28 protein-coding genes are annotated in these 26,191 nt (G+C 40.5%); 6 read left to right on the top strand and 22 right to left on the bottom strand.

What is annotated here, in order from left to right:
* Nucleotides 1-71: 71 nt before the first annotated feature.
* The 5 genes from BuS5_RS19250 to BuS5_RS19230 form a co-directional block, all read right to left on the bottom strand.
* On the bottom strand, nucleotides 72-629 hold the full coding sequence (locus BuS5_RS19250) for a tetratricopeptide repeat protein (RefSeq protein WP_338000296.1): 558 nt from the start codon (nucleotides 627-629) through the stop codon (nucleotides 72-74).
* A gap of 845 nt (nucleotides 630-1,474) precedes the next feature.
* The gene (locus BuS5_RS19245) at nucleotides 1,475-2,791 is read right to left on the bottom strand and encodes a transposase (RefSeq protein ID WP_274427662.1); all 1,317 of its coding nucleotides are present in this window, start codon (nucleotides 2,789-2,791) and stop codon (nucleotides 1,475-1,477) included.
* Between the two features lie 221 nt (nucleotides 2,792-3,012).
* Nucleotides 3,013-3,480 (bottom strand): archaeosortase/exosortase family protein, encoded by a 468-nt coding sequence (locus BuS5_RS19240; RefSeq protein ID WP_274427894.1) that lies wholly within the window; start codon nucleotides 3,478-3,480, stop codon nucleotides 3,013-3,015.
* Nucleotides 3,481-3,637: 157 nt separating this feature from the next.
* On the bottom strand, nucleotides 3,638-4,975 hold the full coding sequence (locus BuS5_RS19235) for a hypothetical protein (protein WP_027354916.1): 1,338 nt from the start codon (nucleotides 4,973-4,975) through the stop codon (nucleotides 3,638-3,640).
* A gap of 604 nt (nucleotides 4,976-5,579) precedes the next feature.
* Entirely contained in the window at nucleotides 5,580-5,789 is a 210-nt protein-coding gene (locus tag BuS5_RS19230; protein ID WP_274428179.1) for a hypothetical protein, read from the bottom strand.
* On the opposite strand from BuS5_RS19230, the gene BuS5_RS19225 reads away from it, so the two are divergent.
* Both BuS5_RS19225 and BuS5_RS19220 read left to right on the top strand, forming a co-directional pair.
* A complete protein-coding gene (locus tag BuS5_RS19225; protein ID WP_027354914.1) occupies nucleotides 5,690-5,914 on the top strand; it encodes a helix-turn-helix domain-containing protein in 225 nt (74 codons plus the stop codon). The genes BuS5_RS19230 and BuS5_RS19225 overlap by 100 nt on opposite strands.
* Nucleotides 5,907-6,689 (top strand): hypothetical protein, encoded by a 783-nt coding sequence (locus BuS5_RS19220; protein ID WP_027354913.1) that lies wholly within the window; start codon nucleotides 5,907-5,909, stop codon nucleotides 6,687-6,689. Before BuS5_RS19225 ends, BuS5_RS19220 begins: the two co-directional genes overlap by 8 nt.
* Nucleotides 6,690-6,692: 3 nt before the next feature.
* On the opposite strand, the gene BuS5_RS19215 is transcribed toward BuS5_RS19220, so the two are convergent.
* From BuS5_RS19215 to BuS5_RS19200, 4 genes are all read right to left on the bottom strand, one after another.
* A complete protein-coding gene (locus BuS5_RS19215) occupies nucleotides 6,693-7,985 on the bottom strand; it encodes a hypothetical protein (RefSeq protein WP_027354912.1) in 1,293 nt (430 codons plus the stop codon).
* Between the two features lie 455 nt (nucleotides 7,986-8,440).
* Nucleotides 8,441-9,814, bottom strand: coding sequence for a group II intron reverse transcriptase/maturase (ltrA, locus tag BuS5_RS19210; RefSeq protein WP_274427762.1), 1,374 nt, complete (start codon nucleotides 9,812-9,814; stop codon nucleotides 8,441-8,443).
* Between the two features lie 694 nt (nucleotides 9,815-10,508).
* On the bottom strand, nucleotides 10,509-11,045 hold the full coding sequence (locus BuS5_RS19205) for a Panacea domain-containing protein (protein WP_051375258.1): 537 nt from the start codon (nucleotides 11,043-11,045) through the stop codon (nucleotides 10,509-10,511).
* A 1-nt stretch (nucleotide 11,046) separates the two neighbouring features.
* A complete protein-coding gene (locus BuS5_RS19200; RefSeq protein WP_027355161.1) occupies nucleotides 11,047-11,865 on the bottom strand; it encodes a hypothetical protein in 819 nt (272 codons plus the stop codon).
* 407 nt (nucleotides 11,866-12,272) lie between these two features.
* On the opposite strand from BuS5_RS19200, the gene BuS5_RS19195 reads away from it, so the two are divergent.
* Complete coding sequence (locus tag BuS5_RS19195) at nucleotides 12,273-12,419, top strand: hypothetical protein (RefSeq protein WP_274427893.1); 147 nt, start codon at nucleotides 12,273-12,275, stop codon at nucleotides 12,417-12,419.
* Between the two features lie 343 nt (nucleotides 12,420-12,762).
* Here BuS5_RS19195 and BuS5_RS19190 read toward each other — a convergent pair whose 3' ends face one another.
* The 8 genes from BuS5_RS19190 to BuS5_RS19155 all read right to left on the bottom strand — a co-directional run bounded on the left by BuS5_RS19190 (nucleotide 12,763) and on the right by BuS5_RS19155 (nucleotide 16,572).
* The gene (locus BuS5_RS19190) at nucleotides 12,763-13,536 is read right to left on the bottom strand and encodes a hypothetical protein (RefSeq protein WP_051375124.1); all 774 of its coding nucleotides are present in this window, start codon (nucleotides 13,534-13,536) and stop codon (nucleotides 12,763-12,765) included.
* A gap of 79 nt (nucleotides 13,537-13,615) precedes the next feature.
* Nucleotides 13,616-13,954 (bottom strand): type II toxin-antitoxin system PemK/MazF family toxin, encoded by a 339-nt coding sequence (locus tag BuS5_RS19185; RefSeq protein ID WP_027354850.1) that lies wholly within the window; start codon nucleotides 13,952-13,954, stop codon nucleotides 13,616-13,618.
* Complete coding sequence (locus BuS5_RS19180; RefSeq protein ID WP_027354849.1) at nucleotides 13,955-14,203, bottom strand: AbrB/MazE/SpoVT family DNA-binding domain-containing protein; 249 nt, start codon at nucleotides 14,201-14,203, stop codon at nucleotides 13,955-13,957.
* Nucleotides 14,204-14,338: 135 nt separating this feature from the next.
* Entirely contained in the window at nucleotides 14,339-14,995 is a 657-nt protein-coding gene (locus tag BuS5_RS19175; protein ID WP_027354848.1) for a DnaJ domain-containing protein, read from the bottom strand.
* Between the two features lie 45 nt (nucleotides 14,996-15,040).
* The gene (locus BuS5_RS19170; RefSeq protein ID WP_051375122.1) at nucleotides 15,041-15,334 is read right to left on the bottom strand and encodes a YgiT-type zinc finger protein; all 294 of its coding nucleotides are present in this window, start codon (nucleotides 15,332-15,334) and stop codon (nucleotides 15,041-15,043) included.
* Nucleotides 15,331-15,648: a DUF4258 domain-containing protein gene (locus BuS5_RS19165; RefSeq protein WP_027354847.1), complete on the bottom strand. Its 318-nt coding sequence runs from the start codon at nucleotides 15,646-15,648 to the stop codon at nucleotides 15,331-15,333. Before BuS5_RS19165 ends, BuS5_RS19170 begins: the two co-directional genes overlap by 4 nt.
* 335 nt (nucleotides 15,649-15,983) lie before the next feature.
* A complete protein-coding gene (locus tag BuS5_RS19160; protein ID WP_027354846.1) occupies nucleotides 15,984-16,400 on the bottom strand; it encodes a type II toxin-antitoxin system VapC family toxin in 417 nt (138 codons plus the stop codon).
* Nucleotides 16,393-16,572 carry a hypothetical protein gene (locus BuS5_RS19155; protein WP_027354845.1) on the bottom strand — a complete coding sequence of 60 codons (180 nt, stop codon included), beginning with the start codon at nucleotides 16,570-16,572 and terminating at the stop codon, nucleotides 16,393-16,395. The genes BuS5_RS19160 and BuS5_RS19155 overlap by 8 nt, the downstream gene beginning before the upstream one ends.
* Nucleotides 16,573-17,047: 475 nt before the next feature.
* On the opposite strand from BuS5_RS19155, the gene BuS5_RS19150 reads away from it, so the two are divergent.
* A complete protein-coding gene (locus tag BuS5_RS19150) occupies nucleotides 17,048-17,995 on the top strand; it encodes an integron integrase (protein WP_198012316.1) in 948 nt (315 codons plus the stop codon).
* A 243-nt stretch (nucleotides 17,996-18,238) separates the two neighbouring features.
* On the top strand, nucleotides 18,239-19,879 hold the full coding sequence (locus BuS5_RS19145) for a protein-disulfide reductase DsbD family protein (protein WP_027354843.1): 1,641 nt from the start codon (nucleotides 18,239-18,241) through the stop codon (nucleotides 19,877-19,879).
* Between the two features lie 69 nt (nucleotides 19,880-19,948).
* Here BuS5_RS19145 and BuS5_RS19140 read toward each other — a convergent pair whose 3' ends face one another.
* From BuS5_RS19140 to BuS5_RS19130, 3 genes are read right to left on the bottom strand one after another with little or no spacing between them, the layout of a single operon-like run.
* Nucleotides 19,949-20,830: a deoxyribonuclease IV gene (locus tag BuS5_RS19140; RefSeq protein ID WP_035266326.1), complete on the bottom strand. Its 882-nt coding sequence runs from the start codon at nucleotides 20,828-20,830 to the stop codon at nucleotides 19,949-19,951.
* Nucleotides 20,827-21,576, bottom strand: coding sequence for a glycine zipper domain-containing protein (locus BuS5_RS19135; protein ID WP_027354842.1), 750 nt, complete (start codon nucleotides 21,574-21,576; stop codon nucleotides 20,827-20,829). Before BuS5_RS19135 ends, BuS5_RS19140 begins: the two co-directional genes overlap by 4 nt.
* Nucleotides 21,577-21,624: 48 nt before the next feature.
* Nucleotides 21,625-22,173: an ASKHA domain-containing protein gene (locus BuS5_RS19130; RefSeq protein ID WP_274427892.1), complete on the bottom strand. Its 549-nt coding sequence runs from the start codon at nucleotides 22,171-22,173 to the stop codon at nucleotides 21,625-21,627.
* Nucleotides 22,174-22,813: 640 nt separating this feature from the next.
* Between BuS5_RS19130 and ltrA (BuS5_RS19125) the strand changes: the two genes are divergently transcribed.
* Entirely contained in the window at nucleotides 22,814-24,187 is a 1,374-nt protein-coding gene (gene ltrA / locus BuS5_RS19125; protein WP_036019348.1) for a group II intron reverse transcriptase/maturase, read from the top strand.
* 102 nt (nucleotides 24,188-24,289) lie between these two features.
* Here the strand turns inward: ltrA (BuS5_RS19125) and BuS5_RS19120 are convergent, their stop codons facing one another.
* Both BuS5_RS19120 and BuS5_RS19115 read right to left on the bottom strand, forming a co-directional pair.
* Nucleotides 24,290-25,435, bottom strand: coding sequence for an ASKHA domain-containing protein (locus BuS5_RS19120; RefSeq protein ID WP_274427891.1), 1,146 nt, complete (start codon nucleotides 25,433-25,435; stop codon nucleotides 24,290-24,292).
* A 3-nt stretch (nucleotides 25,436-25,438) separates the two neighbouring features.
* Entirely contained in the window at nucleotides 25,439-26,182 is a 744-nt protein-coding gene (locus tag BuS5_RS19115; protein ID WP_027353994.1) for an SIR2 family NAD-dependent protein deacylase, read from the bottom strand.
* Nucleotides 26,183-26,191: the final 9 nt, after the last annotated feature.

Genomic DNA, 26,191 nt, shown 5'->3' with positions numbered 1-26,191 from the left:
AATAATATTAATAATTTTAAGATTACCTTAAAATCAATGGTACCCCTACGCTTTTTTTAGGGGAGTGTGTTTCATATAAAAAAAGATAACCCTCGGTTATAATAAGCTGCCATAAATCTTGGGGACATCCTGATAACCTTATTATATTCAGATATTGCCCGATCAAACTCTTTTTTGGCAAAATGGAACAACCCCATTTTGTTATGCATAGCAGATTGTCTTTTGATTCGATGAATAACTGCTTTCTCTGTAAGCGCCTGGATATTTCTTGGATTAATTCCAATTGCTTTGTTGAAATCATTGTTGGCTTTATTGTAAAACCCCATCATCCGATAAATAATCCCGCGGTGGCAATATGCGCTGCTGCTACGATGATTTATTGTTATCACCGTAGTATAATCATCTATGGCTGGTTTAAGGATTCCTTTCCTTACGTATATTTTTCCTCTCCTGATATAGGCATTAATATATCGGGGATTTGTTTCAATTGCTTTTGAATAGACGGATATAGCCTTGTCAAGCTTACCCGATAACTCATAAAGCTTGCCTTTCGCACAGTAAGCTTTCACATAAAACGGCTGTAGCGTGATCGCTTTATCAAAACATAAGATGCCATTGGTGAAATCCATTTTTTTACAATAGCTGATTCCTTTCAAATAAGCAGAAACTGCTTCAGGAGAAACTTGGTATTTTTTTAGCCTATCAACGTACCAAATGCTTAAAAATACACTTATAAAAATGAAAACTACAAAAATAACATCAAAAATTATTCCCCTAACCCTTTGATCCATTAAAGTAATACCCAGGGCATTTTTTTTATTGAACGCCTTTTATAAAAACAGACTAAACCAATCCATAGCCCTATTATAATAACACCTTGAAAAATCATTAAATAGTAAACCGAACTAAAAAAGAAATCTGCAAATTTTTGATTATATTCAATGATTTGATATGCGTTTACACCCTTCTTGATCCAGCTTTGATAATTTCGGAAAAGCCATGCATAGATATCAACTATGATATATAAAACTTGATATATTGACAAAAGCCAGATTGCAATAAAAACTATTTTAATTCTACTGAGCCACCGAATACTCGAGGTGGCAAGAAGAAGAGGCAGCACTGTCAATGTGCTAACCGTATACCATTGAAGCTTTGGATAATATATGAAATCACAAAGCCTGATGCAAAGTCTGCCGTCAGAACTTAACTCCGGCTGTTCCAATGGGAGGTTCAGAATAAAATTACAGGCTTTTGTGGTTAAATAGTATCCGCTGAATTTCGATAATAACATAGTATATCAGCATTGTTCATATATTAATCATAGAGAATTTTAATCTAAAATTTTAAGCTCATTTGTGGTATTTTAATTGAATTTTGGTAAAAAACGGCAAATTGTTAACACCTATAGACGCACCTCTCCTATCCGCATATTTTTTAAAATCAACTATTTTTGATAAAATCCTTGTTCGGCTTATGCCAGCCCGAGTTTCATCAGTTTTTTTTCTTCAATCTTTTCTCCCATTAGAAGCTGAATAAACTTTTTAAGATTATAAGCGGTTTGACAAAGCAATGACCATATACGGTCTCCTTCAAATCCTCTATAAAGACTGCATCCAAAACCTCTAATATTTTTTGCAATAGCTATGAAACCTTCTGTTGCTGAACGGGCTTTACAGCAAAAACTCTGTTTTTCTTCGGATACATCTTTTTTACGCCCCAAAAAAACGTTACTGATATTGTCTGCAATTTTAAAATTACCATTGCTTCTGTAACCAAGGTCGGTAATAATATTTTCCGGTTCGCCTTTCATCCGTTTTTTGAACTGTTCGAGTGTTCCAGCAAAAAGCGTTTTATCATTTGGATTACCGATAAAATTTTCAATGGTAATCATGAATCCTTCCCTATTGAAAGTCATTTCCATTGTTGTGCCGAATTCACACTTCGGATGCTCTTTTCCTTTTACAATCGGGCGGGCATCCGGTTCATCAATGGATACAATCCGGTTTTTTATCTGTTTTTTACCTTCGAGTTTTTCTAAGGTTTGTGCTTCAAGAATAGTAAGAATAGCAAACATATTGTCAGCTTTTATTTGTTTTTTCTTTGTGGTCTTTAATGATTCAACTTTTTTATCAAATATTTTTAGAGCAGGAATAAATAATATATTAAATTTGAGTAACCATTCCAAACGGTTTTGTTTTTTGTTCAAAAAAAATTCTCGCCATAATTTTTTTACTTCATTATTGTCCCACCACAAGGAGATTTGATGCAAAACGGCAAATTGTTTCATTTTGTCAAAAGCTTTAAAAATTAAATGTACATCATTTGGATAGATAACGTTATTTTTCAATACGCTTGAATCTATCATAGCATTATCACCCTGTATTATCCCAGCTTTGCGTAGAACCTCAAAAACTTCTTTTTCTATAATTTCAACACCTTCTTCACCTATACGTTTTCGAAATACACATATAGAACTCGGATCCAGGCATGTTTGCAATTCCTCATTTGTGATGTTACAAAAATATTGAATATAGTGGTTTTCTTTTATATGCTTAACCATTTGCCTATCACTTAATTGATAGTATTTTATACAAATCAAAATCGCTGTCATCATCCTGAGAGATTTTCCAAAAGCACCCTGACTGGTGTTATAAAATTTACACAACTTTGTAATCATTTTTTGCCATGGAATTATCCCACGGATAATAACCAATTCCTGAACTGGATTGGTTATATTTGCTTTCACCCATTCATCAGAAAGAACTTCTTCAAAAGTATTTTTTATCATCAGAATACCTCCTATCCTTTTTAGAGTGCTTAAAATACCATTTAGCTGCAATTTAAAAAATGGCATATACTGCTATGGATAGCAAAGCATTTCTTTCATAAAAAAGAAATTCAGCAGATACTAAATAGAAAAGTGGTGCTTCATAGTAAAGATGGACATATTTCCATAGAACAAGAAAGCTCATATAAAACAGGACAAACCTTAACATAAAACGCAGGAATTCACTGTTTTGATGCAGTTTTATTTGCTCTTGAGATCCAAAGTAGCCATAAAACGGCCACCAAAAATGTAAATATAGTTTGGGTAACATGTTCATGTGCCATATCAAAGCTGTTTCTAAAATATACACCAGTTATAAAAAGACTGGCCACGCGGAAAAGATTTAATAAATAGATAATTACTGTGCCCGCAATACATCCCGTTATTTTATGCTTAACAGGAGAAGGATAGGCAATTATCGCTGAGACGAGAAGCATCATTTTGTAGTAAGATGTGCATTCTTTGACAATGGTTAAACTAAATGTTTCTCCACAAACAATAACTCCCTGTGAATAAGCATTTATACCAAATATTTTAAGTAAAAACGCAACATGTAAAGCTGTACAATTTGATACAAACCCATTGAGAAAATTCGAAACAAAATTTTGGTGCAAAATAAACGCAAAGAGCATAAAGGTTAAAAAAAACACAATACTGAACTGTACAACCCTATTTCTCAAGACACTTAATAAGATTTTCCATACCTCCTCAAATCCAGTAAAGAAAACGCACATATTGAATCAAACACACAATATTGGCTTGATAAAAAAAGAACTATTATAGCCGAGGGTAATTGTTATATTTATTTCATTCGGACTGAACTCGCCATCGACGGAATATGAAAACGATGCCTGTAGAAATAAAGAAAGATATCAACAATCCCTGCATCCATCCGGATAGTGCAGGCACAGAAGGGAAAAAATCACCACCTGCAACCTGGCCGTTAGTCATTGTGTCGTTTTCCACAAATATATAAACTTCAACTTTAGCAGGAGGTGAACTTCCCTGAAAAATCCAGTCCCATATTATGCCAACGGTATATCCTAACGCACCACCAGCAGCTCCACCAAGAGCGCCTAATGAAGCTGCTGTAGGTACAGAAACAGGCGCACCTCCATCGGTTCCAACAAGTGCCACTAATGCACCGCCTCCTGCACCGCCTATAGCTCCTTTAAAAGTATCCTTCGCAAAATCATTCCAACTCCATCCGCTTCTATTCCGATCACCCAAAAGTTTTGAAAGATAAGTTAGCTGAATGGTATTGTCGACCTGATACTTAATTTTTTTATTCCCATCTGTTACATGTAGCAAATTCATAACCAGGCTTTCGGTGGCTGAATTTTCATCTATCTTGAGTACCTGGTGTGTAGAAGGTGTAGTATCCAGCTCATACGTAAGCTCGCCTCCGATCGTCACATCATACTTTGAAAAGGTCGCTATTGATCCATCTTGATCGGTAACGGTCTGATATTCTGCCAGCACGGTGGTAACCGGCCCCGGCGGATTAACAGGTGTACTCTGGCACGTTATAGTGAATTGGCTGGTTTCAGGTGTAATAATATCTTCAATAATTGTAATCGAGGCATTAAAATGTTCGCTGTTAAGCCCAACGTTACCCGTGATGTTTGTCGTCTTTGATGTTGGGGTAATAGTTTCCTCAGTATGTTTCGTTATTGAAAGGCTGGATCCTCCCAGAGATGCGTTGACTGTCTCATCCTTGACATCATTAGTAAAATCCCCGTCAGATGTATATTGAAATTCTAGAACATTATCACCATTAGAAAGGCTATAATTAAGCGTAATGTCAAGGGAATCAGCCGTTTCAATTGATACCCACGTCCCGGGACCGGAATAAGGTGTGCCGTCTAAAATAAATGTAAAATCCGCTGAAACAGTATTAGTTGTATCTGTAATTTCACTAACAGTATTAACGCGTGACACATTTGTAACTTTATCAAATCCAAGATTTTGAAAAGCCACGCTTGGAAGTGTTTCTGCAAAAAATATCGCATCATCGGAGCTTTGAAATATTGTTAGCCCAAATGAAAAAGATGGCATAATAAGGAGAGTCATAAAAATAAATAACGATATCACCATCAAATATTGCCTCGCAAAGCTACACATTCTTTTTTTTCTCTTGGTCATAATAATTACTCCTTATTAAATCGTCATTTAAAAATTCTCTTTATTTTTGTCAACGTTCTGTTTTTTTTTGCGAAAGCTTCCAAGTCCAGATTCCCAAACAATAACCTGCTATCGAAAATGCGATGAAGCTGATTATCAGTCGACTAAGTAAAAATGTTTCCTTAAACAAAAAATAGCCAATTAAAAGAAATAAAATTGCAGTTGGAACTCCCCACATTAGTACACCCAGAATCCATATATGCTGAGCCCGGGTTTTAATCTTGATTCTTTTCAAATAAATCATAACGACATCCCCTCCTTTTCAGTATGTATTCTTGCCAAAAAAATATCATAAAATAAAAATCAATGCTTGCACTTTCTTGCTATACTTTTTTTATTAAACATTAAACACATAACGCCGGCTGTTGAGCCGCGAGAATCGCAGGCACTGAATGAAAAAGGCGGTTTTTTTTCATTCAGTGTCGAGAATCGCAGTCGGCTCGAACGCCCTTGATAGGTGGAGCGTGAGCGGAACCTGTCAAGGACGTTCGAGGAACTCGACAGCCGGCGATAAGTTGACCGTGTGCGTAGCGTAGCGGAGCTCACGGTCAACTTATCGATTAGCTCACTGGTGGCTATAGAGCGTAGCGGAATAGCCATCCAGTGCAGCGCCTGGTTGGGCAATGCTACTTATAGTCTGTAGACTTTTAGTCATCATAATGTCACTTTGCCAACATGAATAATGATAACCGATTGCTTTTAATAATCTCAAATAATATTCGGAAGCTCCGGAAAGCGCAAGGCTTATCTCAGGAACAGCTAGCAGAACTTTCAAACTTGCACCGAACCTATATAGGTGCGGTCGAAAGAGCTGAACGCAATATCACTGTTAACTCATTAGATAAGATTGCTAAGGCATTGAATACAGACGCTAAAAACTTGTTGGCTGAAAATGACTAAAGATCCAATTATTCAAAAAATTGAAAAGAGATTTATCGAGGAAATTCGTCACCATCTGAATGGATGGGCAGAAAAAGTCGATGAAGATTTTAGCCAAAAATCTTTTGAGGATGAGCTTAGCAATTTAAATGGTGATTCAATTTATAAAGACTTTTGTTTTGATTCCGCAAGTTATGTCGCAATACGAAAGCTTGGAAGAATGAGCATAAGTATTGGGCGCAGATTGGGCGAAATTTACGACAAAATACCACGATTTGTCGCAGCAGCACGATTTGATTTAACGTCTGATCAAGTAAAAGAAAAATTCAAAAATCTTGAGCTTGATATATGTTTGAAAAATGAATTCCTTTCAGGAGAACACAAAAAGCATTTAAACGAAACGTGTCAAAAATATATCGAACATGGGAACGTTGAAAATAAGAATGGTGCTGGCATCGAAATAAGATATAATTTCAATCCTAATGATAGTGCTAGATTGAGAAAAGATGTAGACATGGTGACTTATCTGATAGAGGCCGATTTATTACCAATATATTTGATATTCAGCTCTATTAGCCCAAGAGATGAAGCAATAAAAAGGTTGACGAATGCAGGTTGGACATTTTTAGTCGGAGACGAAGGAATTAATTTTATGCAAGAGCTTTTATCTGTAGATTTCCAATCAATTCTTCAAAAAGAACATATTCGTGCGGAGATAAAAACGGCGATAAAAGATTTTATGAAAAAAATTTACCAATCTCCCATCCTAAAAGCGGCTATAGACGAGAACAAATAAGCTTTAAATCTTTGATGCAAAAACAATTGACTCATATAAATCTTTTCCGCTATGCCTTCTTCTGAATCTTTCAATTTTTGCAGATTTGTAACTTAGTTCACTATCCAGAAATATACTCTGCAAAATCTCATCTGTGTTTACATATATTCCTTTTATCCAACTATTCCCCACAACATAAGCGGCTTTGCTATTGTCGCTAAGAACATTTTCAGCCTGTAAAATCTGATGAGCTAACATATTAAAATATTTCATTACATAATTAGCCATCAAATTGTCTTTTTCACGGATATCAGAAACAACTTTTCCTGCTGCTTTGCCAACTGTGTCATTTAGCGGTTTGATAATTCCTTTTTGCAAACATGAGGTAGCCGTTCCCCATGTGCCACCTATAGTTTTTTTATCGAGGTCGGCAGCCTCTTTTGGTTTAGAGAAAAAATCGAAAAAGTACAAATGTGGTCGGGTATTCCAAACATAACTATACCTGTTTGGATATGGCGGCGATGTAACAATATAATCTGCGGTAAAGTCGTGAACAGTATTATCCAGGCAAGTTGAATCGCAATAATAAACTTTTGATATTACATCTTTTAAGTCAAAAACCTTACCAATATCATCGATCATCATCTTGGCTTTTTGTTTAAATGATCCTAACACATCAATGTTGTCATCATCTCTATTGATGAAATGAAGCTGCAACCGGCCAAGAGTAATATTAGTTAAATCTGGTATCAAACAACACGCAAAAGCCAATATGAAAAAATCTTTTACTGATTTGTCATTGATAGATAAAATCGTCTTTTTTAGACAAAGCATTTTTCGGAGTACATCCTCCCTCCACCACCTAAATGGATTATGTATTTTAGGTATTGGAAGTTCGTCTATTTGTGCACTGAGAAAGTGTTTTTCACTGCTCAGATATAATTTTTCAATATTCTGAAATTCTTTTTTTAAATCACTTCTATCGAGATCCCAGTTCAAACTTGTGGTCCCAACGAAATGCAATAATGGGTTTATTTCAAAACCGTAAGATGGGATTCCCATTAGTTTACATTGTATCTGAGTAGTACAAGCTCCAGAAAACGGGTCGAGAACTTTTTGGCCCTGCTGGTATCCCATAACGTTAAGCATATAATCAACGAGTTGCGGCCCAAAGCTTGGGGTTAACCGAAACCAATTGTGAACTGGCGCAATAAGGCCACCCTTAAAGGTGGATTTATTGACGTGCATCGGCTTAAATTGAACGCCGTTTTCGTCAGGATCATCAAAAAGTGTGAGTTGGTATGCTATATTTTTCATGAGGTATGAATACTATAAGTATCATTGATTGTCAATTGTTTTATGCCCAACGCCGGCTGTTGAGCCGCGAGAATCGCAGGCACTGAATGAAAAAGGCGGTTTTTTTTCATTCAGTGTCGAGAATCGCAGTCGGCTCGAACGCCCTTGATAGGTGGAGCGTGAGCGGAACCTGTCAAGGACGTTCGAGGAACTCGACAGCCGGCGATAAGTTGACCGTGTGCGTAGCGTAGCGGAGCTCACGGTCAACTTATCGACCAAGCTCACCTGCCGCTATGAAGCGTCAGCGGAATAGCGGTCAGGTTCCAGGTAGGAGCATCGGTTACCCGACGCCCCCCCTACAGACCCGTACGTGAAGATTTCCCTCATACGGTTCCTCGGTTCAAATCCTTTTTACCGGATTATCAACCAAACAGGCGACACCCCGTTTGGCGTATAACTTTGCAGCCCTTACGGCATCAAATATTATGGACTATTCTGGGTAATGGCAGTGGGTATGTTGTGCGCAAGTCCTCGAACATTACTTCGCCCTTGTGACTTCTTCGGCTTAACCATCGACGCCATGCTTTCTCAGTATATTCAAACACAACTTCCAGCACTTTGTAGTTACTTATTACTCCAAAGTACTGGTAAAAACCTCGCAGTTTACTGCAAAGAATCTCATACTGCTCGGCCATTGGCTTATGACGGTTATCCTTGCACCATATCCATATTCTCTTCATAAAACGGCTTGAACGCTTTCTTGCCGTCTTTTTCTTTATTACCATGTACCCTTTTAATGATTTTGACCAGTAAAATGTAAACCCTAAAAAATCAAACGTCCCGTTTCCCTTTCCGCTAATGCGTTTGGAAAATCGAATCAGTTTTGTCTTTTCCGGGTGAAGTGACAGCTCGAACTGTTCGAACCGCCTGGGTAATACATCCATGACACGCAATGCGTCTTTTTCATACTCGAACCCGAGGATGAAATCATCCGCCCAGCGTATGATGGAGCATCTCCCTTTCATCCGGGGGATCACTTCTTTCACGTACCAGTCATCTAAAACATAATGAAGAAAGATATTACTGAGCACAGGGGAAATTACTCCTCCCTGTGGAGTGCCCGTTTCAGAGTACGTCAGGTTGCCTTCCTCCATTACGCCTGCATTCAACCACTTCCCTATCAGGCGAATCATTCCGCCGTCACTTACTCTCCGACGTATCATGTCTTTAAGTAACTCGTGATTAATATTGTCAAATAGTCCTGTAATATCTGCGCTTACTATCCAGCTGATATTCTGCTTCAAGCATTGCTCACGTAAATCTTTGATTGCCATGTGTTGGCTCCGACCTTTTCTGAATGCATGGGAAAAATTGTAAAAATTCCTGTCAAATATGACATTCAATATGGCTGCTGCTGCTTTCTGGACAATTTTATCCTCAAGTACAGGTATGCCAATTGGACGCTTTTCCCCTCCTTCCTTGTCTATCCAGATACGCTTTACAGGAGACGCAACGTACTGTCCTCTCCGCAGTCGTTCATACAGATTATAGAGGTTTTGATCAAGATTTTCGGCATACTCCTTTGCCGTAACCTTGTCCACTCCTGCAGATTCGCTTTTCCGAATTTTACGAAAGGATTGTTTCAGTAAATCAAAGTCTATCCGATGGACTACTGATGTAAATACCAGTTCATGATTATTTTGAGCAAGCAGCTCGATTTTGATAAGGGATGACCCACCTGTTAATACCGGTGGTTGTCCCCATTCTATCGGTCTGGAATTGCAAGCGACCGTTCTTGCAATTTCTCGGCTTTTTGTTGATATGGTTTGTGACCTCTGTGTATCTCCCATAATTCCTGCCAAAAAAAAACGTTATACCCTGCTTCACCTTCCCTGCAGTGGGTCGCTTGGGCATCACTTCCCCACCTTTCCGATCAAGATAGTTCAATTCTTAATCATCGGTACTATGATCTGCTAAGACTTCCGAATGTTTATCTCAGGTTCGTTCGCTCTTCGCTATCCTCCCCTGATACCTTGTATCGCCCGTCTTTTAATGTTTGTGTTTCTGCCAATGGCAGACTCGTTGCAAGGCGGGACATTCCTATGCAACGCCGGGATTTCGCTTGCGCTGGATTTCCTGTTACCGTTCTTTTTACCCAAGGAAACATCCGGGTCTCCCAAGTTCCCGAGCTACCCCTTTGAGTACATGCCCTGGTCTAAGACCCCGGTGGTGTCCTGAATACTTGCCTTAGCATATTCAGGACTGCTGCCTTCCGCTGTCTCCAAAGCGTCGGCTTTTTCCTGCAAGCAGGATTATCACAATGACCACAACCATACATTTTTCGGGGCTCAATACAGAGCCTGCAATCTTGCTCCGTCCAGCTCCAGACTCCCGTTACCGGGTTTACCTGTGGACTTCGCTACTGACCTGCTGGTTAGTCTTTAGTCAGGTGGGACTATCTTAACATCAATGCCAGAGCAAGCCCTGCAGAGATGAAGGAAACAAACCGTTTCCCGAGCACCCACTTGGTAACAATATCGAGTTTCAAAGACCTTGTGTCTTATCCCAACGATTCGGATTTATCTTGGCACGAGAAGCGCTTTGTTCGCCCTTTAATTGCTTTTGTTTTTTATATTCCTTTGCCTTGTCAATCAAGTTTAAATGAGTATATTTTTCAGAACTTAAAATAGGATAAGTTGAATAAACAAGTTTGATAAAATCATTCCAGTACATTGACTTTGTTTTCTCAATAACTTTATCAATGATTTCTTTTTCTGATTCAGAAATCTCTGGGGTTTCCTTTTTCTTTAAAGTAACAAGCTTTTTTTCTCCGCCATATAAATTATAGGTTGCTTCAATACTAAACAAGTCATCATTTTGGGCTATTTCATTAAATACATCCCAAACGAACGGCCCATAATTGTCATAAAACCATTCGATATCTGTAATTTGCTTCCCATGCTTTATCGAGTTTAGCCAATCAGATAAGTATATCATTTTGGTTAATCGAGCATTTGAAAGCTCATCTTTATGTGGGTATTTTCTTAGTATATACAAACAGATATCTCTTATCGATGCCATCCTAATCCTCCTCTATGGTGCTTGCGTCATGCGGAGTAGGGATAAATCCAATTAGAACACTTATCATTTCCCACAAATACTCCTTGTGTTCATAAAGTATATTTCTTATTTGACGCTCAGTGTATTTACTGTTATCCATTGACTCAACAACCAACACACCAATTGGTTCCCTATCATTATTGTCAATTCTCGCAACTGCAAATAGCAATGACCTCATTTTTAAAGTGTCAACGACATCTCTGTCCATTCCATACTCATCGCAACTCAGAATAGTCATTTCCGCATCATTCTCAAATGTACGAAAATGCCACTTATCTTCCCACCCTCTACATATGCACCCTGCATTTGCTGGATACAAGGTCCTTCCTGGCTTGCTAAAATTTGGGTTTGAAGAGTACCTTGCAAATGGAACAAATGAATTGTTACCATTATGTAAATACAATGTTATTCTCTCAGTTGGAGAGAAAGAAAGTCTCTGATTTGCTAGTTTATATAAGTGCCCACTAAACAATTCCTTTATATTTTCAGATATTTTTTCATTTATTTTTTCTGAATTTTTAAGACTTCTGCTTAGTTTAGATATTGTTTTTCTGTTACGATAATTAACAGCGGTAACGATCAATAACAACAAAGCGAAAACAATAAAAACATAAATGTTTATATCATGATAAGCATTATATATTTTTATTTTAATTGGATGGGAGTTCTGATACTCCAGTGAAGGCTCGTAACTAAACAAAGCAGATGTAACAGTAGTAAAGAAAATAAGTACTGGATTCAGCCAGCCATAATGTTTATCTATAATTTTCCCCAAATCCATTGTGTTGTCTTTCTGTGAAGGCGAACGATGAACTCACCGGCCGCCAACATGCGGGACAAGACCTTCCGCAAACGACAACATTTATGCGGAAGACAACATTTCAAAAAAAAGCACCGCTGTTGACGGTCGGGTGTAGTGTTTTGTTGTAAACCCCTACCGGATACGACGACCTGCTTTTTGTAAAGCAGCCGGATTTGAGAAAGCGTAATTAAACGCTTGCAAATAATGCAAAGTTGGCGAACACACCGCTGTTTGCCGGCGCTTGCAGCATAACCAGTTAAAACAATAAGCAACGCCTTGAGAAATAGTCACAGAAAGCGGAACGAGATGCAACCGAATGCTGGAATAATGACAATAAAAACATCGGTTGCCAAAGAGAAAACCGCTGTTTGCGGCATTCTGCAACAATGTTTGTTGATGCGATGCTGACTTTACCAAAAAAGCCGCAAAAAGCAAGGCGAGATGTCGCCGAGTACCGAAACAGTGAAACCTGTAAAATGCTTGCCGAAGCTGACGTTCAAAAAAGTAACAAGAAACGCCAGCAAAAACGATAACCGGCAGATACCGGCAACGGTTGTTAGCAAAACAGACAGTGAAAAATAAAACTCAAAATTAAGCCTGCGAGAAGGTTTACAACGCCGGCTGTTGAGCCGCGAGAATCGCAGGCACTGAATGAAAAAGGCGGTTTTTTTTCATTCAGTGTCGAGAATCGCAGTCGGCTCGAACGCCCTTGATAGGTGGAGCGTGAGCGGAACCTGTCAAGGACGTTCGAGGAACTCGACAGCCGGCGATAAGTTGACCGTGTGCGTAGCGTAGCGGAGCTCACGGTCAACTTATCGTATTTCTCACCTGCCGGTGTGGAGCGGCAGCGGAACACCGGTCAGGTGCAGAAAATGGTTAGGGTCCGGTACTTGTGCTCAAGCCCTTGAGACGCTTTTCAAGAGAGTCTTTCAGCTCCCTTAGGTTTTTGAAAAATAATACTGGGTAATCTTTCAAGTCGAATTCAAGCTTTGATCCTTGTCTGGCAATATAAATTGGAATCTTCCCAAGGCCATGTGCATAGCCAGCCTCGAAGAAAACATTAGGTCGAGAATGTGTCAAATCAACAATTATGTATCCTGCACGACTGATTGATTCGAGTATTCTATCAGTGATTCTTTCATTCGATTGAGGCTCGTCGATTCTTTCCGCATGGATATCACATTTCTTGGCAGCCTCCTTAATTGCGTCTAGAACATCTATCAGTTGATGATCATCAGGGTCTATTGGCATCGCTATGAATGCATAACTTGAGTCCACTGATAGCTGCTTAATTGATGGCAAAATATTTGTTTGAGGTTCAAGCAATGGTGAATCAAGCATGACTAGTGCTCCAGCAAGCAGCTGTTGTATTTTGTGAACTAGAATAGATTTACTGTGATACCTCTTTGAGGCATTCTTCTCATCTGTATAGTCCTTGTAAATATCTTTAAATATAGGATAACTATTTGACAACTGACTCAATATTGATCGCGATTCAATCTCCCAAGTTACAAATGCATCAACGTTTAGCTCCTCATCAGTTACAGTACCGTACTTCCCACCTGTTTCTACACGTTTTATTGACGGGGCAATTACAAGAGCCTCATCTATCAGCCGCTTTAGGATAGTTTTTAACTCATTTTTATCCAAGTATTTCTCCTTTTTGAAACCCTAACGGCGGGCATCAGCAGCCGCGGCTGTTTGCGGTCTGCTGAATGCCTTGGTTGGCCTATTCATATATACAAGCATCTAATATTGAAAGTACTTCAGACAACAGTTCGTCGTTCCGCCGCTCGATACGTTTAACACGGCGAGCTCGGAAATCAACTGATTTTACTTGCTCAACCATGACGAAACCGGTCAACTTGCTTGCCTCTGGTATTGATACGTGAAAGGGAAAGTCACGGTCAGTATTTGTAATTGGGCACACAATAGATAAACCAGTGCTTCTATTGAATAGATCCTTGCTGACAACCAATGCTGGTCGGCGTCCTTTTTGCTCATGCCCAGCTTGTGGATCAAATGTAATTGCGATTATGTCTCCCTGCTTCGGAATATAGACTGACATTTACCAGACCTCTTTTCCAACTGGTTCTCCCCAATCGGTTTCTTTGGTTTGATGTCCTTTGGGAATTTTCGCAACAAGATCCTTGAGATTATATTTCTTACGGACTTTTTGGGCCGGGGTGACGATTAAGGCGCCGTCTTTTACAAAAATATTGACGTCATCGCCTACATTTATCTGCGCATCTGAAAGCAATGCCTTTGTGATGCGAAGTCCTTGACTATTTCCCCATTTTTGAATTTTTGCAAGCATATGATCACCTCCTAATGTATATCCGAAGTATATACATAAAAAATTTAATCGTCAAGGATTTTTTCAGGCCAACGGGCTAATCAGCCGCGCGGCTTTTTGCGTCGGCTGAATTAGCGAGGTTATACCAAAGTCATTCTACATTTTTCCATGATGTTCTGCAATCCAATCATAGGCAGCATTAATACGAGATAGCAGATTATTCTTTTGTTTTATTGATAATCTATTAGTTCTCATGTGTTTGTCAGGATGATAGATTTGTACGAGTTTTCTATAAACCTCTTTAATTGTGTCAAATGAATCATTTTCATGAACTCCTAGTACATTATAAGGATTTTCCATGTCATGTTTAGATGCATTCAAATTTGTTCTGATTTTCTCCCATTCCTCAAAAGCTTTTCGCCTTATTTCTTCGGCTTCTTGACGTGCCAACCTTGCTTTTTCCCTGTCTGTCTCAGCTTCTTTTTTTAACCTTTCTGCTTTAAAATATTCAGAACGAATCTTTTCAAAATCCTCAGAAAGAGCACCATGATCTTCAAAAGAAGTTGAATTATCATCAATGTCTTTTTGATCCAGCGTGTCGTTTTCGTAATCTTCTTGTAGCTGACCGTTATTGGTTAAAGTTTTATTATAATCAAATTGATCCCATGGTTTGATTAGCCCAACGACTAGAAGTGATATCCCAGGCACCAATGCGCCAAAGATGAACCATTCTACTGGGCTTCTTCCTTTGAGTTTTGCATGCCTTGCTACTATAAACCCACTAATTGCCACCATAAATAAATAGGGAATCATGAAAAACCTCTAAATCAAATTATTGTACAGGTATAACGTTGCAAATCAGCCGCGCGAGGTACGAGCGTCGGCTGCATTTGCTTTGTTAGGCCAATTGACATCTACCTTAAATGATTGTCCCAAGGGCTGAAAACCCAACAGCTCCTGGTGTTTCAATTTGTTTCTGATTTGCTCAAAGAACCTTACCGTCTCTTCAGTATATAAGCGTTCCCCACAATACAAGCATACTTCAGCATGGACTCGTAGAGTTGCCGTATGATTTCCACCACGCAGAAGTTTTTCTACTTCCTTCTCTTTCAGTTCACCACCGCAAATTGGACATTTTTTAAATGGCATCATGATTTTTTTCTCCTTACTCGGAAATTAATCCAGCGATCGGGATCTGGGCGATAGACTGTTATGAGAACAGCCCATTGATTCTCATCATTAAAAGCCCAAACGCTGTGAACAGGATCACCGCTAAAAGTTTGGCCATAAATAAGGCAACTCGGATATGGCTTATCATCTGGATAATCTTCAATAATTGCGCCATGAAAAACCGAGAAATATATTTCATCAAATGTCAATTGATCGGATTCACCTTCTTCATCAGCATGATCGGTAATCCGTATTCTGTTGCCTTGTATAGCATTAATGATATTGTCAATTTCCATTATAGCAATTTATCTCTCTGTTGTAACCATCTCTGGCCTAACGCCGGCTGTTGAGCCGCGAGAATCGCAGGCACTGAATGAAAAAGGCGGTTTTTTTTCATTCAGTGTCGAGAATCGCAGTCGGCTCGAACGCCCTTGATAGGTGGAGCGTGAGCGGAACCTGTCAAGGACGTTCGAGGAACTCGACAGCCGGCGATAAGTTGACCGTGTGCGTAGCGTAGCGGAGCTCACGGTCAACTTATCGCAAAGCTCAGTGGCGAGCAACCGCTAAGCCATAGGCGCAGGCGGGTTGCGAGTCCACTGGAGCGCCTTGTTAGCGTAACCGTTTGTAATGATTATATTTCTTTTATACTTATTTCCTTTATTCGTCTAAAATCAGAAACATTTCTCGTAACTATAGTTGAAACACCATATGAAATGCCAATACTAGCTATTTCCACATCATGTATCCATAAACCACGAGGATTATATTTTTGAATTAATTCCTCAAAGATTTTAAATGATTTCGGGGTGGGATAAAGCACAACAATATCTCTTAATAATTCTTTTAATATCTCCAAACATTCACCTGTTGATAATCCTATCTCTACATTTCTTGTCAAGACTACTAAAAATTCAGAAATATTCTTTGATGTTGTAAAAAGTCTTACTTCTGGATCTAATAAAATATTCCATGCTCGGTTATGAAACTGAGAATCAGCATCAACTGCGTAAATAAGAACATTTGTGTCTATTAATATAGAATTACTCATATGCCATTTTTCTTATGTTTACTTTGTCAAATTTTCCTTGTAAATGAAGAGTTTTTATTCGTTTTTCCTTTTGAATGTTATTTTTTAAAATTTTAATATATTTTTCTAACTGAAATAAATATTCTTCTGGGATAGAGTCAATTTCTTTTTTTATTTTTTCTTTTAATTCCATTTATTTTACCCTTTTTTAACTTTATTAAAAAAATAGTCTAAATTATATATCCTTATACGCTAACGCCGGCTGTTGAGCCGCGAGAATCGCAGGCACTGAATGAAAAAGGCGGTTTTTTTTCATTCAGTGTCGAGAATCGCAGTCGGCTCGAACGCCCTTGATAGGTGGAGCGTGAGCGGAACCTGTCAAGGACGTTCGAGGAACTCGACAGCCGGCGATAAGTTGACCGTGTGCGTAGCGCAGCGGAGCTCACGGTCAACTTATCAGAGCAATAAGTGTAAAAAAGTACATGTTATTTTCGCATATAGGTTGCGCTTTTTTACGCATATTGTTATATTAAACAACAAAATCCGCATAAAATATATATTTAGTACACATATTACATTTATTGACCAATTTTTACACTTATTACGATATTAAAGTAAATATGATGCAGAATAAACGCAGATTCCGTCCTGATCCAAAAGCAAAATTAATGGATCAAGTCAAAGAAGTTTTACGTTACCATCATTATGCATATCGCACAGAAGTTACGTATTGTCAATGGATTGTGCGGTATATCCACTATTATGGAGGAAAGACCCATCCACGAGAAATGGGGAGACAACAAGTTGAAGCCTTTCTGTCAAACCTGGTGGGTAAAAAAAATGTGGCGGCATCCACACAGCGTCAGGCTTTAAATGCCCTGGTTTTCCTTTATAGGGAGGTTTTGGATATGCCTATTGAGGGAGAAATGATGCCTATACGCTCAAAGAAAAAGGTACATCCTCCAACGGTTTTGACGAAAGAGGAAGTTCAAGGCATGTTTTTAAAACTGAAAGGAACCCATTTGTTAATGGCAAAACTGTTGTATGGCGCCGGGTTACGCTTGATGGAATGTATTCGATTAAGGATTCAGGATGTCGATTTTGGTCAAAACAAAATTTATGTCAGAGGAGGAAAAGGAGGAAAAGACAGGCTGAGCGTGCTTCCACAAAATATTCGGGATGAATTACGTTTCCATATTGATCGAGTGATTGTGCAGCATCACGAGGATCTGGTGGAAGGATTCGGGGCGGTTTACTTGCCCCACGCACTGGACAGGAAGTATCCGAATGCGGCAAGGGAAACGGGATGGCAATATGTTTTTCCCGCAAAAAAACGATCAATTGATCCTCGGTCAGGTAGGGAAATGCGTCATCATGTTTTAGAAACAGGACTTCAAAAAGCGGTAAAACGGGCAGTGACTCAATCGGGAATTCATAAAAAAGCAGGATGTCATACCCTTCGTCATAGTTTTGCAACGCATATGTTGGAAAATGGTATAAATATCAGAGTATTGCAAACATTGATGGGTCACGCTGATGTAAAAACCACAGAAATTTATACCCATGTGATGAAAAAAGATATTGACGCGATAGAGAGTCCATTGGATCAGTGGTGATTGACAATAAAAGATGGCCTTGATCATCGTTTCGGCCAGGTAGCAAATGCTGTCAGCCCGACTGTCCATGTAAGAAATAAAAGTTTTAGGTTTTAAGTTTTAAGAAATACACCACGTAACACTTAAAACTTTGCTCACCATCATTCCTGCGAAGTTTCAAGGCGTCTGAGCCGGATCTGTGGCCGAAACGATGATCAAGGCCAAAAAGATATATTTCCCAACGGAACGTAAAAAAGGTTATTTATGAATTTTGCCGTAAGAATTTGTGCGTTCATATTTTTAGTATCTTGTTTTAACTCCGTCGGATCCGGATTATGCCGGGATGGTGTTGATATATCGGCCGCGCTCCGGGCGGAAAAAGGAACGGAAAAAATTCTTGTTATAAATTTCTCTGTTCCGAGTGACCATTATATATATGCGGATAAAATTAAAGTAGACGTGAAACAACCTCCCGATGTTCTGCTTGTGCCGGATAATATCCCCGAACCGATTAAAAAAACTGATCCGTTTTTCAACAAAATACTTTTAGTATATACGGAAAATTTTTTTGTTAGATATAAAGTCAAAAACCTGGATAATAATGAACATCTGAATATTGAAGTATCTTATCAGGGATGCGACCGGAAACTCTGCTTTATGCCGGCATCAAAAAGGTTTCAATTAACCCTGTTGAAAAAAAGCCGCTCATCGCAAGATGTTTTAAAAGACTTCAAGGCGGTAGAGCCTGACAAAAAATTAGATTGGAAAGAACTCGCCGGTTCTTTTAAAATCAGTAAAAGGCTGGTCGGGTATACTGATGCCGATGAATTTCTAAATTTTATTGATCCTGCAAAAGCAGATGCAGCCGGCAGCAGCTCCGGCCTTCTGGAACGTTTTAACCAAGGGGGTATCCAGCTTGCTCTTATTTTGATTTTGCTGGGCGGGCTGGCTTTAAACTTAACCCCTTGTGTGCTGCCGATGATTCCGGTTAATATTGCGATAATAGGTGCAGGTGCGCAGGCCGGTTCCAAAATCCGCGGTTTTTCCATAGGTCTTGTTTATGCTTGCGGGATAGCTCTTGCGTATGGAATTATCGGAGGGATTGTTGTAATAACGGGCTCCACATTCGGTGCGCTGAATTCAAATCCATGGTTTAATCTGGGAATAGCTTTAATTTTTATTATCCTTGCCCTTGCGATGTTCGATATTTTAACTATAGATTTTTCAAGGTTTCAACCTGCCGGCCGTTTAAATAAAAACAAGGGTTTTTTTATAGTATTTTTTATGGGAGGCGTGTCAGCGTTGCTTGCGGGCGCCTGTGTTGCGCCGGTTGTAATTGCGATGCTTGTTTTTGCAAGCCAGGTCTATTCGCAGGGCAATTTTATTGGTATTTTTATGCCGTTTTTTTTAGGCATAGGCATGGGCAGCCCCTGGCCGTTTGCCGGCGCGGGATTATCTTTACTGCCCAGGCCTGGAAAATGGATGCTTGTTATAAAAAAAATATTTGCTGTAATCATTCTGCTTTCAGGATTTTATTACGGCCATCTTGCCTACGGCATCTATAAAACGGCGCAGGACCCGAATAAAACATTTTATTGGCATTCAACCATCAGGATTGATTATAAAGGTTGGCATGATAATCTTGGCCGGGCTTTGGGAATTGCTAACAAAGAAAAAAAACCTTTATTAATCGATTTCTGGGCAAGCTGGTGCAAAAATTGTACGGCAATGGACAAAACGACCTTGAAGAACGAGCTGGTGAATAAAAAATTAAAACCTTTTATCAAGCTTAAATTCCGGGCTGAACGGCCGGATTCAAAAGAAATAAAAGAAGTTTTGGATTATTTTGGAGTGATGGGGCTTCCGACTTTTCTGATCCTGGAACCTATTAGGGATGTAGACTGATGGGCACGATGCATCGTGCCCCTACGCAGGTTTTGACCGATAACGCATTGAAATTATTTAAGTAAAAATCTATAATGGGCGTTCATAAATAAGGCCGACAAGGGTATCCAGATTAATCCGGTCCATTTTATTCCCTTCCTTACCTTTGGGGGTCTCGATTATTTTGGGGATATTTCGGAGCCTGTTATCGTTCATAATCAGTTCAAAAGCCTTTAATCCTATAAATCCCTTGCCGATCTGCTCGTGGCGATCGACCCTTGATCCCAGCTCTTTTTTTGAGTCATTCAGATGCATCAGATATAGTTGCTGAAGGCCTATAATTTCATCAAATATTTTAATTGTTTCATTATATACTTCCCCGGTTCTAATATCATAGCCGGCTGCAAAAATATGGCAGGTATCAAGACAGACCCCGGCTTTATTTATATTTTCAATTTTCTCTAAAATTGATGCAATCTGTTCAAAGCTATGTCCAATGCCGGAACCCTGGCCGGCAGTAGTTTCAAGCAGGAGCCGTGTGTTTAAATCAGGAATACCGGAAAAAATTTCATTTATGGAATCCGATATCTGTTCTATTCCTTTTTGTTCACCGCTTCCCATATGTGATCCCGGATGCAGTACAACATACGGAATGCCGAGGAAGGAGGATCTTATCAGCTCATCCTGAAGAGCCTTGCGTGACATGGCATGTTTTTTTTTGTCTGTGGCCGCAAGATTGATAAGGTAGGATGTATGGGAGGCTATTTGTTTGATCCCGGTTTCCGTCATGGCAAGTTTAAATAGATCAATATCATCAGGGGTTACGCGCTTTTCCTTCCAGGTTGCTGCATTTTTTGTAAAAATCTGAAGAGCGTTGCAATTAAGCTTCTCTGCTTCATAAATTGCCGTATGCAAACCTTTGGCAATGGAGAGATGCGCCCCTAAAATAGATTTTGGTACTATTATATTCATTTTTCGGTTCTTTTCCTGAACCCCAAAACAACTACATGCCCATCTCCGGTATCCTCTTCAACCAGCCTTAGGCGAAGTTTAATTGCCGAATTAGCTTCACCAGGAAAAAACAGGAATCCATAGGCAAGATTTTTCGGTTCAATAGATCTGTTTTGCAGTGATTTCACGCGCAGGTCGGTTGCAATTTTTCTTCGAGCGTCATCCGAACTGTAACCGACCATTCCACCTGCGGTGGCGCCTGCCGCGGCTCCCACGGCAGCGCCTATGCCTGCAGCCTCGGCCACATTGTCACCGGTTACTATTCCCACAGCCGCGCCTATGATAGAGCCGGCTGCTGCGCCCCACAGGCTTTTTGATGCTCCCTCTTTGACTATCTGCCCTGTTTTGGCATATTTTGTAGCTCTTTCATGGGCGATTTCACTGCTTAAAATCGGCCATAAATTGCCCTTTGCATCCTCAAGAAAAGTCTGCGCGCCATCAATTTCCAGCGCGTGGGGTCCCTGGTTATCGAATACAACCTGGACAGGAAGCATTTTTGCGCCGAGTATATCAAATCCAAAGGCATCTTTTGTTTTAACTGGATCGGTGAATGCTTCGGCAGCAATCTCAGCACCCGCAACATCTACACTATTTCCGTACGAAGCAGGAATTTTAAATGGCATTGGTTTAACTTTATAGGCCTTGGAGCAGCCCGCAGAAATAAGCAGGCTAATTGTTAAAATCGATAATAACGTATATTTTTTCATGGTTACCCCTCTAACTGTTATAAATTATTATTATTTTTTATAAATCAGCTATGACACGGAAGGGAAAAGCGCCCTGTTGGTATGGGGGAGAAACCTGGCTGCGCTGAAACGGTTCATAAAATCCTGATTAACATTGAGTTCAAGGTAAGTAATGCTGTCCCTTATGCTATAAATCTCATCAATATGCTCGCATGAAGTAAGCGCCATAGAAGCGCCACCAAGGGAACTATTGCCGAGAGTCTGATAAGTATCTATGGGCAGATCTGGAAGCATGCCGATAGATATTGCAGATCCGGGATCTATAAAAGAACCGAATGTTCCTGCAACATAAAACTTCGAAAGTTCATTCAAAAGAATACCGACTGATAATGTAATCGTCTCCAGGATTGTGTACATGGCAGCCTTGGACCTGATCAAACTGTCAAGGTCAACCTGACTTATTGTAAGATCCTCGCCTGTGGCCGACTCTGCTTCAGGCACCACAACAAGATGCTTTTCGTGCCAAGATAAATCCGAATCGTTGGGATAAGACACAAGGTCTTTGAAACTCGATATTGTTACCAAGTGGGTGCTCGGGAAACGGTTTGTTTCCTTCATCTCTGCAGGGCTTGCTCTGGCATTGATGTTAAGATAGTCCCACCTGACTAAAGACTAACCAGCAGGTCAGTAGCGAAGTCCACAGGTAAACCCGGTAACGGGAGTCTGGAGCTGGACGGAGCAAGATTGCAGGCTCTGTATTGAGCCCCGAAAAATGTATGGTTGTGGTCATTGTGATAATCCTGCTTGCAGGAAAAAGCCGACGCTTTGGAGACAGCGGAAGGCAGCAGTCCTGAATATGCTAAGGCAAGTATTCAGGACACCACCGGGGTCTTAGACCAGGGCATGTACTCAAAGGGGTAGCTCGGGAACTTGGGAGACCCGGATGTTTCCTTGGGTAAAAAGAACGGTAACAGGAAATCCAGCGCAAGCGAAATCCCGGCGTTGCATAGGAATGTCCCGCCTTGCAACGAGTCTGCCATTGGCAGAAACACAAACATTAAAAGATGGGCGATACAAGGTATCAGGGGAGGATAGCGAAGAGCGAACGAACCTGAGATAAACATTCGGAAGTCTTAGCAGATCATAGTACCGATGATTAAGAATTGAACTATCTTGATCGGAAAGGTGGGGAAGTGATGCCCAAGCGACCCACTGCAGGGAAGGTGAAGCAGGGTATAACGTTTTTTTGGCAGGAATTATGGGAGATACACAGATGTCACAAACCATATCAACAAAAAGCCGAGAAATTGCAAGAACGGTCGCTTGCAATTCCAGACCGATAGAATGGGGACAACCACCGGTGTTAACAGGTGGGTCATCCCTTATCAAAATCGAGCTGCTTGCTCAAAGTAATCCTGAACTGGTATTTACATCAGTAGTCCATCGGATAGACTTTGATTTACTGAAACAATCCTTTCGTAAAATTCGGAAAAGCAAATCTGCAGGAGTGGACAAGGTTACGGCAAAGGAGTATGCCGAAAATCTTGATCAAAACCTCTATAATCTGTATGAACGACTGCGGAGAGGACAGTACGTTGCGTCTCCTGTAAAGCGTATCTGGATAGACAAGGAAGGAGGGAAAAAGCGTCCAATTGGCATACCTGTACTTGAGGATAAAATTGTCCAGAAAGCAGCAGCAGCCATATTGAATGTCATATTTGACAGGAATTTTTACAATTTTTCCCATGCATTCAGAAAAGGTCGGAGCCAACACATGGCAATCAAAGATTTACGTGAGCAATGCTTGAAGCAGAATATCAGCTGGATAGTAAGCGCAGATATTACAGGACTATTTGACAATATTAATCACGAGTTACTTAAAGACATGATACGTCGGAGAGTAAGTGACGGCGGAATGATTCGCCTGATAGGGAAGTGGTTGAATGCAGGCGTAATGGAGGAAGGCAACCTGACGTACTCTGAAACGGGCACTCCACAGGGAGGAGTAATTTCCCCTGTGCTCAGTAATATCTTTCTTCATTATGTTTTAGATGACTGGTACGTGAAAGAAGTGATCCCCCGGATGAAAGGGAGATGCTCCATCATACGCTGGGCGGATGATTTCATCCTCGGGTTCGAGTATGAAAAAGACGCATTGCGTGTCATGGATGTATTACCCAGGCGGTTCGAACAGTTCGAGCTGTCACTTCACCCGGAAAAGACAAAACTGATTCGATTTTCCAAACGCATTAGCGGAAAGGGAAACGGGACGTTTGATTTTTTAGGGTTTACATTTTACTGGTCAAAATCATTAAAAGGGTACATGGTAATAAAGAAAAAGACGGCAAGAAAGCGTTCAAGCCGTTTTATGAAGAGAATATGGATATGGTGCAAGGATAACCGTCATAAGCCAATGGCCGAGCAGTATGAGATTCTTTGCAGTAAACTGCGAGGTTTTTACCAGTACTTTGGAGTAATAAGTAACTACAAAGTGCTGGAAGTTGTGTTTGAATATACTGAGAAAGCATGGCGTCGATGGTTAAGCCGAAGAAGTCACAAGGGCGAAGTAATGTTCGAGGACTTGCGCACAACATACCCACTGCCATTACCCAGAATAGTCCATAATATTTGATGCCGTAAGGGCTGCAAAGTTATACGCCAAACGGGGTGTCGCCTGTTTGGTTGATAATCCGGTAAAAAGGATTTGAACCGAGGAACCGTATGAGGGAAATCTTCACGTACGGGTCTGTAGGGGGGGCGTCGGGTAACCGATGCTCCTACCTGGAATCCCATCGATCTCCCTAATTTTATTATTACACATGTCCGATACGAATCGTCCCCTGATATCGATCATTTTGGAAAGAAAAAGATGGGCCGCAAGATCGATAAGCCCGGAGCCGCAAATTCCCCGGGGAGTATTATTCTCAATTGTATGTATGTGGAATATGGATGAATCGGGCTCTATGGAAATCCGGTCTATTACTCCGGGGCCGGCCATCATCCCCATTTTTGTCACTCCTCCTTCAAGAGCCGGCCCTGCTGCTCCGGCGCAGGCCATCAGCCAGTTTCTGTTTCCCAGCACAACTTCGGCGTTTGTCCCCACATCGACAAGAATTGCCGTATCATTACTCTTGTTTAAGCCTGAAAAAAGAATCCCGGCAATTAAATCTCCTCCAAAATAGCTGCCTATATTCGGAAAAATAAGGACCCGGGCAAGGGGATTAACCTTGATCCCAAGTGTCGAGGCTTTTTCAACATCAGGGCTGTTTACTACCGGAATATAAGGCTCACGTATTATCCACCTGGGATTAATGCCCATGAAAAGATGGGTCATGGCAGTATTTCCTGCGACAGACAATAAATAAATATCAGCGGGCCTGGGGCCGCAAAGGTCGCACAGATTTTCTATTTCCTTATTCAAACCGTCAATAATCAGCCTGTTTATTTTCTCAAGGCCTCCTTCCTGGTCCGTAAAATGTATCCTGGCCAATATGTCCGGCCCCACTGATATTTGCGGATTATCAAAAGAAGTCTCGCCAAGAGTTTTATTCGAGACAAGATCAATGAGCCGTAACACCACTCTGGTTGTGCCCAAATCAACGGCAAGCCCGGCAATTATTGTATTATCATCACACCCGGCAGCGTCCAAAAGAAGCCAGCGTCCGTGTTGCTTAAAAAGAATACACCTGATCTTATACCCGGATTCTCTAAGGATTTGAGGCAGCCTTTTTAAAAGATCAAACTCAATATCAATCGATTCAGCGCCAAGCTCTTTTTTTAAAGCGCCGGCAAGCCGGTCTGCATCCGCAGTATTATCCTGCAGGGTTGGAGGCGTTAATTCTATATTTCTGACCCATCCGCCGTTTTTACCTTCATCCATTCGTTAGCTACTCTCCATTGCTGCCAGAATATCAGTTACTACGTCCCCAGCCTTTCCCTTGACCAGATAATCGCTGACCCTGCTTGTCAATGGCGTCCTTTCCGGGTTTATTTCTATAACCTTGGCGCCGTTTTCTTTTGCAATTACAGGTATATATGATGCGGGCTGCACCAATGCTGATGTCCCTATCACCAGCATCACATCGCACCGGGCAGCCGCCTGTTGAGAGCGTGCAAGATAATCGGGGGGTATCATTTCGCCAAAAAAAACACATTCAGGCCTGAACATGCCGCCACATTTACATTTTGGAGGAATCCGGGACAGATCCACCTTACCGGTTTCGCACCTGTTGCCGCATTTCATACACTTCTGCCACGCAAAATTGCCATGAAATTCAATCACATCAGTATTGCCGGCCATCTGGTGAAGCCCATCTACATTCTGGGTGATAATAGTCTTCAGTTTATTCATTTTTTCAAGTTTTGCCAGGCCGAGGTGGGCTGCATTAGGCTTTGCTTTGTCTATAATTTCTTTCATATCCTTTAGCAGAACATCCCAAACCTTAACAGGATCCCGCATAAATGTATCTATATGGGCAAACTCCATGGGATCGATTTTCTCCCATATTCCACCCTTTCCCCTGAATGGAGGAATGCCGCTCTCAACTGAAATCCCGGCCCCGGTGAGGGCTGCGACATTACCGGCATTTCCTATATCATCCGCCGCTCTTTTAACCAGTTTATCCATAATATTTTC

The organism is Desulfosarcina sp. BuS5 (assembly GCF_028752835.1).
Lineage (GTDB): Bacteria > Desulfobacterota > Desulfobacteria > Desulfobacterales > BuS5 > BuS5.
This window is presented reverse-complemented; position numbering and strand designations above follow the sequence as displayed.